The 11,626-nt window shown below is 65.0% G+C and carries 12 protein-coding genes; 5 read left to right on the top strand and 7 right to left on the bottom strand.

Annotation, left to right across the window (positions count from 1 at the left end; translation table 11 throughout):
- Positions 1–141 precede the first annotated feature (141 nt).
- Entirely contained in the window at positions 142–402 is a 261-nt protein-coding gene (locus M1D93_RS03175) for a hypothetical protein (RefSeq protein ID WP_461173747.1), read from the top strand.
- A gap of 84 nt (positions 403–486) precedes the next feature.
- Here the strand turns inward: M1D93_RS03175 and M1D93_RS03170 are convergent, their stop codons facing one another.
- From M1D93_RS03170 to M1D93_RS03155, 4 genes are all read right to left on the bottom strand, one after another.
- A complete protein-coding gene (locus M1D93_RS03170; RefSeq protein ID WP_461173746.1) occupies positions 487–723 on the bottom strand; it encodes a hypothetical protein in 237 nt (78 codons plus the stop codon).
- A gap of 162 nt (positions 724–885) precedes the next feature.
- Positions 886–2,478 (bottom strand): histidine ammonia-lyase, encoded by a 1,593-nt coding sequence (gene hutH / locus M1D93_RS03165; RefSeq protein ID WP_461173745.1) that lies wholly within the window; start codon positions 2,476–2,478, stop codon positions 886–888.
- 8 nt (positions 2,479–2,486) lie between these two features.
- Complete coding sequence (locus M1D93_RS03160) at positions 2,487–4,205, bottom strand: urocanate hydratase (RefSeq protein ID WP_461173744.1); 1,719 nt, start codon at positions 4,203–4,205, stop codon at positions 2,487–2,489.
- A gap of 206 nt (positions 4,206–4,411) precedes the next feature.
- Entirely contained in the window at positions 4,412–5,245 is an 834-nt protein-coding gene (locus M1D93_RS03155) for an IclR family transcriptional regulator (RefSeq protein WP_461173743.1), read from the bottom strand.
- A gap of 361 nt (positions 5,246–5,606) precedes the next feature.
- Between M1D93_RS03155 and M1D93_RS03150 the strand changes: the two genes are divergently transcribed.
- Positions 5,607–5,798 carry a hypothetical protein gene (locus tag M1D93_RS03150; protein ID WP_461173742.1) on the top strand — a complete coding sequence of 64 codons (192 nt, stop codon included), beginning with the start codon at positions 5,607–5,609 and terminating at the stop codon, positions 5,796–5,798.
- Between the two features lie 358 nt (positions 5,799–6,156).
- Here the strand turns inward: M1D93_RS03150 and M1D93_RS03145 are convergent, their stop codons facing one another.
- The gene (locus M1D93_RS03145) at positions 6,157–7,128 is read right to left on the bottom strand and encodes an NAD(P)-dependent alcohol dehydrogenase (RefSeq protein ID WP_461173741.1); all 972 of its coding nucleotides are present in this window, start codon (positions 7,126–7,128) and stop codon (positions 6,157–6,159) included.
- Positions 7,129–7,395: 267 nt separating this feature from the next.
- Between M1D93_RS03145 and M1D93_RS03140 the strand changes: the two genes are divergently transcribed.
- Positions 7,396–8,889 (top strand): amino acid permease, encoded by a 1,494-nt coding sequence (locus tag M1D93_RS03140; protein WP_461173740.1) that lies wholly within the window; start codon positions 7,396–7,398, stop codon positions 8,887–8,889.
- An 85-nt stretch (positions 8,890–8,974) separates the two neighbouring features.
- On the opposite strand, the gene M1D93_RS03135 is transcribed toward M1D93_RS03140, so the two are convergent.
- Positions 8,975–9,838, bottom strand: a complete 864-nt coding sequence (locus M1D93_RS03135; RefSeq protein ID WP_461173739.1) for an SDR family oxidoreductase — start codon at positions 9,836–9,838, stop codon at positions 8,975–8,977.
- A gap of 98 nt (positions 9,839–9,936) precedes the next feature.
- On the opposite strand from M1D93_RS03135, the gene M1D93_RS03130 reads away from it, so the two are divergent.
- Both M1D93_RS03130 and M1D93_RS03125 read left to right on the top strand, forming a co-directional pair.
- Positions 9,937–10,329 (top strand): winged helix-turn-helix transcriptional regulator, encoded by a 393-nt coding sequence (locus M1D93_RS03130; RefSeq protein WP_461173738.1) that lies wholly within the window; start codon positions 9,937–9,939, stop codon positions 10,327–10,329.
- Positions 10,330–10,563: 234 nt separating this feature from the next.
- Positions 10,564–10,827, top strand: coding sequence for a hypothetical protein (locus tag M1D93_RS03125; RefSeq protein ID WP_461173737.1), 264 nt, complete (start codon positions 10,564–10,566; stop codon positions 10,825–10,827).
- 49 nt (positions 10,828–10,876) lie between these two features.
- Here the strand turns inward: M1D93_RS03125 and M1D93_RS03120 are convergent, their stop codons facing one another.
- The gene (locus tag M1D93_RS03120; RefSeq protein ID WP_256249421.1) at positions 10,877–11,626 is read right to left on the bottom strand and encodes a 3-hydroxybutyrate dehydrogenase; all 750 of its coding nucleotides are present in this window, start codon (positions 11,624–11,626) and stop codon (positions 10,877–10,879) included.

The following is an 11,626-nucleotide window of genomic DNA, read 5'->3' as shown; positions in this document are numbered from 1 at the left end:
CCGATTGTGACTGCATTTTCCGCAGGTGTCCCCGGGCGCAGCGGGAAGGCCCCGACTCCCCATAGGACAGACATCTGACATTATGGCGGCCCGCCGGTAGACTAGGGAGGCCCTGGGGGACAAACCACAGAAAGTCAGTACATGTCTACAGCCACTCTGGAACGCGTTCCGGCCCCTTCCGTCGTTGTGGAAGAGCCGCAGAACCGGATCATCGACCTGGAGTTCTCCACTGCAGGCGAAATGCACGCAGGCCTGGAAGAGGCCGTTGCTGAGCTGATTGCGGTAGCTGCCAAGGACGCCTCCTGCGGAATCCTGGTGACCCGGCTGTATCCCGGCCGTTACACCATAGCGCTGGATGAATCAGTGCCGTTCGGCGAAACCTACGAGGCCATCGCAGCCTGACAGTTTGCGACGGACGCCCCTTAAACAAAAGTCCCCGCCCTGCGTCAAGCAGCGGCGGGGACTTTTTTCGTACTGCCAAGGCTGTCAGCCGCGGCGCACCTGCACGCCGTCGGACTTTAAATAGAGCTGCTTTTCCGTCGGACCAGCCGGCACAAGCCACAGGACGTTTCCGCTCTGGGACACTTCCTCCACCTCCCCGGTGGCCACCACATGCGCCTGCTTCATGATCTCGACGCGTTCCCCGGCCTGAAGAGTCCTCCAGTCGGTAACCGCGGCGGAATGGGCATTGCGCCTCGACAGGACTGCCCCACGTGCTTTCATTTGAACTTCTACCCCTTTGTATATGTTCGGCGTCACAGCCTCTTTGATGTGACTTTCACTACACCTTCAGTTCTACTACACTCCCCGTCCGCCTGATGAACGTGTCGCCGGAAATTCCATCAGGCGGACGGTTTGTGTTGTGAAGCTGAAGATTCTTCGTCCTTACGCCAGTGAGCCCACTGCGGATTCGGCGGCGCGGCGCACTTCCCCGGCTGCGACCAGGCTGTCTGCCGCCTCCAGCTCCGGCGAAAGGAAGCGGTCAGTTCCCGCCCCGTCCACCACAGCGCGAAGCGCAGCGACGACGGCCGCGCCTGCCGGTCCCGGCGTCAGCACGCCACCGGAGAGCTGGGTGCGGATGTCCAGGGCCCGGGCTGACGCCACCAGCTCGATCGCCAGGACCCGCCGCAGGTTTTCCACTGCCTTCCGCAGCTTGCGGGCCGCGTGCCAGCCCATGGAGACGTGGTCCTCCTGCATGGCCGAACTGGGGATCGAGTCCACTGATGCGGGAACGGCGAGCCGCTTGTTGTCCGATACCAGCCCCGCCTGCGTGTATTGGGCAATCATGAGCCCGGAATCGACGCCGGGGTCAGCGGCGAGGAAGGCAGGAAGACCGTGGGAACGGGCCGGATCCAGCATCCTGTCCGTTCGCCGCTCGGCGATGGAGCTCAGGTCGGCGACGGCGATGGCAAGGAAGTCCAGCACGTAGGCCACCGGAGCACCGTGGAAGTTCCCATTGGAGCTGACCCGCCCGTCGGGAAGGACCACCGGATTGTCGATGGCTGCGTCCAGTTCACGCGAAGCGACGAGGGTTGCATGGTCCAGCGTGTCCCTGACGGCACCGGCAACCTGCGGGGCGCAGCGGAGCGAATAGGCGTCCTGTACCCGCGAGTCCCCCACGCGGTGGGAGGCAACAATTGGAGAGTTGGACAGCACGCGCAGCATGTTGTCCGCGCTTGCCGCCTGGCCCGGGTGCGGGCGCAGCGCGGCGTGAAGTTCCGGCAGGAACACCTGGTCTGTGCCCAGCAGCGCCTCGACGCTCAGCGCGGCGGTGATGTCCGCCGTCGTCAGCAGCAGGCGAAGGTCCGCGATGGCCATCAGGAGCATGCCCAGCATGCCTTCCGTGCCGTTGACCAGCGCCAGCCCTTCCTTTTCGGCGAGGGTGACCGGCGCGATGCCGTGTTCGGCGAGAAGTTCGGCGACGGCGGGGCGGCCGGCCACGCCGTAAAGCTCGCCGTCGGGCCCGGCTGCTTCGCCCTCCCCCATCAGGACCAGGGCACAGTGGGACAGCGGGGCGAGGTCGCCGGAGCAGCCAAGAGAACCGAATTCGCGGACCAGGGGGGTGATGCCGGCGTTGAGCACGTCCACCATCGTCTGCAGGACCACGGGGCGGACGCCGGTGCGGCCGGAAGCGAGGGTCTTGGCGCGCAGGAACATGATCCCGCGCACCACTTCGCGTTCCACGGCGGGACCCATGCCGGCAGCGTGGCTGCGGATCAGGCTCTTCTGCAACTGCGTGCGCAGTTCGTTGGGGATGTGGCGGTTGGCCAGGGCGCCGAAGCCGGTGGAGATTCCGTACGCCGGGACGTCGCTGGCAGCAAGGTCGTCGATGTGGGCGCGGACCTTGGCCACCGTTTCGAGTGCTTCCGCAGAGATGGTGACCTTGGCGTTGTGGCGGGCGACGGCGACGACGTCCTCGGGCGTGACCCCGCTGGCCCCGAGGGTGACGGTGAGCGGTTCGTGGGTAATTGCAGTCACTGGTGTTCCTACTTCTTTGTCTCTGCGGAATCTGCCGATTCCTTCATGGGGATGCGGACGCCGCGTTCTTTGGCGACATCGAGAGCTCGGTCATAGCCGGCGTCGGCGTGGCGGATGACGCCCATGCCGGGGTCGTTGGTGAGGAGGCGCTCGAGCTTTTGGGCGGCGAGGTCGGTGCCGTCCGCCACGGAGACCTGGCCGGCGTGGATGGACCGGCCGATGCCGACGCCGCCGCCGTGGTGCAGGGATACCCAGGTGGCGCCGGAGGCGGTGTTGAGCAGCGCGTTCAGCAGCGGCCAGTCGGCGATGGCGTCCGAACCGTCTGCCATGGCCTCGGTCTCGCGGTACGGGGAGGCAACGGAGCCGGAGTCCAGGTGGTCGCGGCCGATCACGATGGGCGCCTTGACCTTGCCTTCCTTCACGAGCTGGTTGAACAGGAGCCCGGCCTTGTGGCGTTCGCCGTAGCCGAGCCAGCAGATGCGGGCGGGCAGGCCCTCGAACTCCACCCGTTCCTGGGCGGCGTCGATCCAGCGGTGCAGGTGCTTGTTCTCCGGGAAGAGTTCCTTGATGGCCTCATCAGTGACCCGGATGTCCTCGGGGTCTCCTGACAGCGCCACCCAGCGGAACGGGCCGAGGCCCTCGCAGAACAGCGGGCGGATATAGGCGGGTACGAAGCCGGGGAACTCGAACGCCCGGGTGTAGCCGCCCTTGCGGGCTTCGTCCCGGATGGAGTTGCCGTAGTCGAAGACCTCGGCGCCGGCGTCCTGGAATTCGACCATTGCCTGGACGTGCCGTGCCATCGAGGCCTGGGCCTTTTTGGTGAAGCCTTCGGGGTCTGCTTCGGCTTCGCGGTGCCACTCCTCCACCGAGATGCCCTCGGGCAGGTAGGACAAAGGATCGTGCGCGGAGGTCTGGTCGGTGACGATGTCCACCGTGAGCTCCCCGGCCTCGTGGCGGCGCAGGATTTCGGGGAACACCTCGGCCGCGTTGCCCACATAGCCCACGGACCAGCCGCGGCGCTCTTCCTTGGCCTTGAGCACCTTGGTGATGGCGGCGTCGAGATCTGTTTCCACTTCGTCGAGGTAGCGCTTGCCGGCGCGGCGGCGCAGGCGGGTTTCGTCAACATCGACGATCAGGCAGGCGCCGTCGTTCAGGGTAACAGCCAGCGGCTGGGCGCCGCCCATGCCGCCGCAGCCGCCGGTGAGGGTGAGGGTGCCGGCCAGGGTGCCGTTTTCGTCGCCGGTCAGTTTGCGGGCGATAGCAGCGAAGGTCTCGAAGGTGCCCTGCAGGATGCCCTGGGTCCCGATGTAGATCCAGGAACCAGCCGTCATTTGGCCGTACATCATCAGGCCCTCGGCCTCGAGCCGGCGGAATTCAGGCCAGTTGGCCCAGTCGCCCACCAGGTTGGAGTTGGCCAGCAGGACCCGGGGCGCCCATTCGTTGGTGCGGAACACACCCACCGGCTTGCCGGACTGGACCAGCAGGGTCTCGTCCTTTTCCATGGTTTCCAGGGTGCGGGTGATGGCGTCAAACGCGGCCCAGGACCGGACGGCGCGGCCGGTGCCGCCGTAGACCACCAGGTCATCCGGGCGCTCGGCCACCTCGGGGTCCAGGTTGTTCATCAGCATCCGCAGCGGGGCTTCGGTCTGCCAGGACTTGGCGGTGAGCTCGGTGCCGCGGGCTGCTTTGACCGGGCGGGCACCGGTGGTGAAATCGGCGGGTGCCATGGTGGCTCCTTTTCGTCTGGTGTCTGTGGTGTGAAAGAGGTTCTGTATCAACTAAAGCCCTTGGCGGGTGGGCTTTACAGGGGTTTTGACGGGGCGCTGTCCGGTATTCCAGACGCTGCTCCCCTCCCCTTGCGCCATCACTTTTGGTTCCCAAAAGCCCCGGTTGGGATCCATGGGGGATAGGGCAAAAGTGGGGAGCGGGGGAGTTACTTTCCGGGGCGGCCGTGAAGCCGGACGGACAGTTCGTCGGCTACCTTTTGGACCCGGCCGGCCAGCACCGGCCATTCCTGCGGGGGCAACTTGTCCTCGAGGAACGTCACGGCCACTGCCGCCGTCGGCCATCCCAGGTGGTCGGTGACGGCGGCGGCGATGGAGCCAAAGCCGGGTGTGACCTCACCGTGTTCGGTGGCGTAGCCGCGCTGCCGCACCTGGTCCAGGTGCGAGGACAATGCGGAGTACTTCATGATGGCGCCCTCCACCTCGTGCCGGGCAGTGAAGGCTGCGGCGTTCGGGTACAGCGCCCTCACTTGGGACTTTGGCAGAGCCGCGAGGATGGCCCGACCGCTGGCGGTGAGGTGGCTGGGGAGCCGGACGCCGACGTCGGTCACCAGGGACGGGCGGTTCTTGGCCCGCTCCTCCACGATGTAGAGCACATCCCGGCCGTGCAGCACCGCCAGGTGTGCACTTTCTCCGAGGGCATCCACGAGGGACGCCAGCAGTGGCCGGCCGAGCCGGGACAGGGGCTCCTGCCGGGAGTACGCGGAACTTAGCTCGAAGGCGCTGATGCCGAGCCCGTACCGTTGCTCCTCATGAAGGTGGAGCACAAAACCGTTTGCCTCCATAACGCCCAGCAGGTGGTAAACACTGGACCGGGGCAGGCCAAGGGAAGACGCAATTTGCGACGCCGCCATCGGCCCCCGCCGGGAGGCCAGCAGTTTCAGGATGCGCAGCGTGTTTTCGGCAGCGGGAACCTTCGACGCCACTTTTGATGCCGCCTTCGGTTCGCTGGCCGCCTGCGGCCTCGCGTCTGTAGCCAACACGGGATCCTCCTTCGTCCTCGCGGGGTCTTCCCGTCCTGTCCGGGATCCCGTACTTAAGCTTGCGCCTTTGTTGGCTCCGAGAATGCGGTCCGGGTGCCTGCGCTGTCTCAAATACCAGACATACTCACGCAAGGGGCAACTTGGGGCAATGCTTCCTCTGAGCGCACTGACCGCTGCGTCGCCAGTCAGACGGCTGGTCTGGCCGTTGGGTAGAGTCCCGCTATTGAACTGCACCGGTTTGCCGCTGCCCACCGCGATGCCACCATTGAGGCGCGGCAGGCATAAGTACCCGGGGCGCCCCGCCAAGATCGAGGCCCAGCTTCAATGGCGGCACGGTGGGCGACCCATTCCTCAGGGCTGCGTGCAGTCAGGGCCTTGCCCCGCTGTTGGCCGGCACGCCAACAGCACCCCGCTGGAGGCGGACATTCCTTCCTTGGCCGGGACATCATCACTGGACGGCAGGAAGCTGCTGGCCATGCACGGCATCGGCCCCAAGGCTGTGCGGATCCTCCAGTCAGCCGCCGTCGGGAGCGGACTCACCTACGAGGCCTGAGGTCGAGGCTTGGTTCAGTGACGGATACGCCAAAGGGGCAGGAGCCGGGGTGGCCGGATACCCTGCGGCCACCCTTGCCTTCAACGCGTCGATTCTGGCATGGAGCCGGGCCAACTCTTCGAGTATGGCCAAGTAAAACCCTTGTCCGGCAACTGCGTCGACGGAACGACCATAGGGCGAGGGCGGACTGGCGTCAGTCGCGGCACATCTCGCTGCGAGAACACTGAGTGTCCAGCGGATTAGCTCAAGAGCTTTTCTGTTTTCGGCATCCCATTCTGCCTTGCTTCCCATGCCTCCAGCGTCCCTGAGTGGACCCCCAAGATCATCCCGCTTAGTCCCTATGTGGATAAGTGGCCGCTTAGACCGTAATGACCACCTTGCCCCGCGCCCGCCCCTCGTGCAGATAGGTAATGGCGGCGGGAGCTTCAGCAAGGGAAAAGACCTTATCAACGGCGGGCTTCACGCTGCCGGCTTCAATGAGCGACGTCAGGGCTTCGAGATCCAGGTACGTTTCCTTCGTAACAAGCCCCTTTAGTTTCTGCCCGGAGAACAGTGAAGCAAAGGGAGCCACAAGGGACCGTTCAAAGCCGCCGGTCAGCTTGCCACCGCCTTCGCCTCCCACGATCACCAAGGTGCCCTTCGGCGCCAGAGCCCGGCGCAGGACGGATAGCGCTCGGTTGCCGGCCGTGTCCAGGATGACGTCGTACAGCACCCCGGAGCCGGCAATATCGGAGGTCGTGTAATCGATGACTGCATCAGCGCCAAGGGACCGGACAAGCTCCACCTTGCCGGTACTGCACACTCCAGTGACTTCTGCTCCAAAAGCCTTGGCCAGTTGTACAGCAAAGGACCCAACTCCCCCGCCGGCTCCGATGATGAGCACTTTTTGGCCCACGGTTACCTCGCTGGCATCCCGGACAGCCTGGAGGGCGGTGACGGCGGAGATGGGTGCCGCAGCCGCTTCCTCAAACGAGAGGTTCGCCGGCTTTCGGGCCACCTTGTCCTCCTTCGCGCAAACGTACTCCGCGAAGGATCCCTCGCACGTTCCATAGACCTCGTCACCAGCAGAGAAGCGGGTTACTCCCGCCCCCACGGCCTCTACAACGCCAGCCACCTCCCGGCCCCGCACAGAAATTTTGGGCTTCTTCACGCCGTAGCCGAAGAGCCGGACAAGATACGGCAGCCCGGTCATCAGATGCCACACGCCTTGGTCAACTCCGGCCGCCTTCACGCGGATCAATACCTCACCCCCGCGGGGCACCGGCGCAGCGATCTCCCGCAGCTGGAGTACGTCGGCCGCTCCATAAACGTCCTGCACGATAGCTTTCATGGTCAATCTCCTTCAGGGCTGCGGGTACTTGAACCCGTCCTCAAGCAGTTCCCGTGCGGCGTCATTCGCCGGGCTCAGCAGCGGGCCCCTCAAAGTAAGGAGAACCTGGCCGTGGAGTCAAGGGTTGAACCCCGCAGGGCGGGAAAAGCACAAAACTGTCCGTCGTCTGAGATCAAAGACACCAACGCCCCGTGAGGCTCATCACGTGGCTTCCGAAAGTGGTCTGCTGGTTAGCGGCTCCCCTCCCAAAGACGAGAAGGTATTTGTATGCAACCAGCACCCAGCCCTGCCCCGACCAAAAGTCTGGCCGGACAACAGGCGCCCGCAGCCGCCGTCGGAAACGTCCTTAACCGCGGACTGAACGTGCGCCATATCCGGTTCATGGCCCTGGGCTCGGCGATCGGAACAGGACTCTTCTACGGTTCCGCCTCCGCAATCCAGAAAGCCGGACCAGCGGTCCTGCTGGCCTACATCATTGGCGGCGCAGCAGTGTTTATGGTGATGCGGGCCCTGGGCGAAATGGCCGTGCGACATCCCGTCTCCGGCTCCTTCGGCCAGTATGCGAGCCGCTACCTTGGTCCGCTGGCAGGCTTCGTCACAGGTTGGACCTACGTCTTCGAAATGGCCATCGTCGCCATCGCGGACGTGACAGCCTTCAGTATCTACATGGGCTTCTGGTTCCCGCAGGTGGAGCGCTGGGTCTGGATCCTGGCCATCATCTTCTTCCTCGCAGCTTTGAACCTCCTCAGCGTCAAAGTCTTCGGCGAGCTGGAGTTCTGGTTTTCCCTGATCAAGGTAGTGGCCATCATCGCCATGATCGCCGGCGGCGCAGCCATAATCGCGTTCGGCTTCCAGGCCGGCGGCTCAACTGCTGCCCCTGGTCTTGGAAACCTCGTGGACCATGGCGGCTTCTTCCCGTTCGGATTCGAAGGCCTGCTGGCATCCTTCGCCGTGGTGATGTTCGCCTTTGGCGGTATCGAGACGCTGGGCATCACGGCCGGCGAGGCCGCGGACCCGAAGAAAATCATCCCCAAGGCAGTCAATACCGTCCCGGTGCGTGTCCTGCTGTTCTACGTCCTGACGCTGGGAGTGCTCATGAGCCTCTTCCCGTGGGATGAAATCGGCAGCAACGGCAGCCCCTTCGTGCAGATCTTCAGCGGGCTTGGCATCCCGGCAGCACCGCACATCCTGAACGCCGTGGTAATCACAGCGGCCCTCTCCGCCATCAACAGCGACATCTTCGGCGCCGGCCGCATCCTCTTTGGGCTCTCCCGGCAAGGTCACGCACCCGCTGCCTTCGGCAAAGTATCCCGGCACGGCGTGCCCTGGATGACTGTGGTGATGATGGCCGGGATCCTCCTGGTCGGCGTCATCCTGAACGCCGTAATTCCCGAAGACGTCTTCCTCCTCATCGCTTCGATCGCCACCTTCGCCACCGTCTGGGTGTGGGTCATGATCCTGGCCTCCCATGTGGCCATGAAGCGGGAAATCGCGCGTACCGGCCTGCCGGCGTCGGAATTCCCGTCGCCGTTGTGGCCCGCGGCGTCCCTTCTCACCATTGCGTTCATGGCGCTGGTGATCGCCGTTTTGGGCGCATTCGAGGACACCAGGATCGCGCTCTACGTTGGCGGGGCCTGGCTGGCACTTCTGGTGGTTGCCTACCGTCTGTGGGTCAAAGGTGACGGACGACGACGTGCCGACCTCGTGGACGAGACCTCGCCCCTGCCGGTGGTCGCCGCAGCCCCCGGCACCAAGTCCTAGCTGCCCGGAGGGAAGCCGGGGCGCCCAGGGCTGACCCGCTGCTGCGGGTCAGCCCTGGAACACAGCGGCCGAACGGACAGTGCTGCTACGCAGTGGCTGCAGCTGAACGGACCGCCTCAGCCAACGACGTGGCCGGGCGTCCGATCAGTTTGCGCAAGTCGCCGGAGCTCACCAGGAGGTCACCGCGGGCGATGCCCAGGTCCGAATCGGCGAGGATCTCCGCGAACGCCTCCGGCACTCCGAAGCCGGTCAACATTCCGGCGTACTCCTGCGGCGGAAGGTCCTGGTAGGAAACGTGCGTTCCGGCCGCGGCGCTGATCTCGGCCGCAAGCTCAGCCATGGTGAACGGTTCATCGCCACCCAATTCATAGATCCTGCCGGCCTGGGCGCCTGCAACCAGCACTGCGGCGGCCGCGTGGGCGTAGTCTGCGCGGGAAGCCGCGCTGACCCGCCCCTCCCCCGCGCTGCCGGCGATGGCACCCTGCGCGAGCGTGCCGGGCAGCTGGTCGGTGTAGTTCTCGAGGTACCAGCCATTGCGCAGCAGGACGAAGGGAACGCCGGATTCCTGCAGGATGGCCTCAGTGGCCTGGTGCTCGGCTGCCAGCTTCATCCCCGTGGTGTCCGCGTTCGCGATGCTGGTGTACGCCACCAGCTCAACACCCTCAACCTTCGCCGCCTCGATGACGGTACGGTGCTGCTCCACCCGCTGCCCCACCTCGCTGCCCGAGATAAGGAGCACCTTGCGGGCGCCCTTCAAGGCCTCCGCTACAGAGGCTGCATCGGCGTAGTCCATGCTCCTGACCTGGACTCCGCGTTCAGCCAGGTCTGCAATCTTTTCGATGGAACGGCCCGCGGCCACTATCTTCCCGGCGGGAACGTTCCGCTCCAGCAGGGCCTCGATGACGTGGCGGCCCAGCTGGCCGGTTGCTCCGGTGATAACGATGGTCATGATTTTCCTTCCATTCGGGGTCTGTCCAAGGAGCACAACCACCCTTTTTCCGGATTACTTCCCGAGAGAGAGTACGCACTTTCAGGTAAGGTACTTACATGTTGGTTAGTACCCCGGACCCTACCCCCTCCGCAGCACCCCTTCCGGCGGCCCTTGCCGACGGCGTCTTCCCGGCCGGTTGCCCCAGTCGAACGGTCCTTGACCACATCACCAGCAAGTGGGGCGTCCTGATCCTGCTGGCCCTGTCCGAGGGCGAGCAGCGCTGGAGCGATTTACGACGGCGGGCCGAGGGCATCAGCGAAAAGATGCTGGCCCAAACCCTCAAGACCCTGGAGCGTGATGGCCTGGTCACGCGGACGGCCCAGCCCGTCATTCCACCTCGGGTAGATTACAGCCTGACCGGGCGCGGTTATGAGCTGAGCGCCCTGCTCGTTCCGCTGGTGGCGTGGGCCTTCGAGAACGCGGACGACATCATTAATGGGCAGCCTTGACCACTGAATCGCTGTTGCGCGAGAGGCGCACCCGCCGTTCCCCTAAGTACTCAAAGAAAACCAGTATCAGCGCTTCCAAAAAGCGAGTACATGTTACTGGTGTGACGGATGTGAACAGCGCATAGCTTTGGCGTAAGGTGCCAGCCGGAATGGGAGGACCGCCCTCCACTGGGAGCGTTCCGGTTTACCTGCACCGCCAGTAGGCGGCCCGCCGCCCGCAAGGAGTTGGTACGCATGGTCAAACCTCTTGTCCAGGACCTGTCCAGCATGGGGCAGCCCGTAACCTTGGCCTCCGTCGCGGGGCGAGCGTGGAACCGCGTCGTGAAGCCCTTCGCTCCGCGGCCCCCTTACAGGATCGGTGACGCGGTGGCGGCGGACGATCCCTTTAAGGGCCGCCGCGAGGGAGTAGTTGTGTTCCTGCAGGGCTTGTCCGCGGGTGTGGACACCGCCGAAGGCGTCTTCTTCTACGACCACCGGCAACTCAAAAAGCTGGACTAGCCGCTGCTGCGGCCAGTCCAGCTGTTGGGGGATTCAGGCGCAGGCGCTGCTACCGCGCGGACCAGCCGCCGTCCATGGTGTAGCTGGCGCCGGTCACCATGCCGGCATGGTCCGAGGCCAGCCATGCCACCAGGGAGGCAACCTCCTCAGGCTCCACCAGCCGCTTGATGGCCGACTCGGTGAGCATGACCTTGGCCAGCACCTCGGACTCCGGGATGCCGTGCACCTGGGCCTGGTCCGCGAGCTGCTTTTCAACCAGGGGCGTGCGCACATATCCGGGGTTGATGCAGTTGGAGGTCACCCCGTGGTCCCCGCCTTCGAGCGCTGTGACCTTGCTCAGCCCTTCCAGGCCATGCTTTGCCGAAACATAGGCGCTCTTGAACGGCGAGGCCCGGATGCCGTGCACGGACGACAGGTTGATGATCCGGCCGAACCCGCTGGTGTACATGTGCGGCAGGGCAGCCCGGATCAGCAGGAACGGCGCCTCCAGCATCAGGGCGATGATCCGGCGGAACTCCACCGGGTCGAATTCTTCAATAGGACTGATGCGCTGGATCCCGGCGTTGTTCACCAGGATGTCGCAGTCCAGGCTCAGGGTGGCGAGCGAGTCAACGTCCAGCAGGTCAACGGCCCAGGAGGTGCCGCCCACCTCGTCGGCGAGCTCGGCGGCGCCGGCTGCGTCGACGTCGGCCACCACCACTTTCGCTCCACGGGCGGCCAGTTCCCGGACGCAGGCGGCGCCGATGCCGCTGGCGCCGCCGGTGACCAATGCCTTGCGGCCATTCAAAGTGTTTTCCAT

The organism is Arthrobacter sp. Z1-9, assembly GCF_054792695.1.
The sequence above is the reverse complement of the archived record's forward strand: the minus strand, read 5'-3'. Positions and strand labels throughout refer to the sequence as shown.

Coding starts and splice junctions, on each gene's coding strand:
- M1D93_RS03140 (WP_461173740.1), top strand. CDS start 7,396: ATGCAACCAGCACCCAGCCCTGCCCCGACCAAAAGTCTGGCCGGACAA.
- M1D93_RS03130 (WP_461173738.1), top strand. CDS start 9,937: ATGTTGGTTAGTACCCCGGACCCTACCCCCTCCGCAGCACCCCTTCCG.
- M1D93_RS03120 (WP_256249421.1), bottom strand. CDS start 11,626: ATGGAAAACACTTTGAATGGCCGCAAGGCATTGGTCACCGGCGGCGCC.
- M1D93_RS03160 (WP_461173744.1), bottom strand. CDS start 4,205: ATGGCACCCGCCGATTTCACCACCGGTGCCCGCCCGGTCAAAGCAGCC.
- M1D93_RS03170 (WP_461173746.1), bottom strand. CDS start 723: ATGAAAGCACGTGGGGCAGTCCTGTCGAGGCGCAATGCCCATTCCGCC.
- M1D93_RS03125 (WP_461173737.1), top strand. CDS start 10,564: ATGGTCAAACCTCTTGTCCAGGACCTGTCCAGCATGGGGCAGCCCGTA.
- M1D93_RS03145 (WP_461173741.1), bottom strand. CDS start 7,128: ATGAAAGCTATCGTGCAGGACGTTTATGGAGCGGCCGACGTACTCCAG.
- M1D93_RS03175 (WP_461173747.1), top strand. CDS start 142: ATGTCTACAGCCACTCTGGAACGCGTTCCGGCCCCTTCCGTCGTTGTG.
- M1D93_RS03135 (WP_461173739.1), bottom strand. CDS start 9,838: ATGACCATCGTTATCACCGGAGCAACCGGCCAGCTGGGCCGCCACGTC.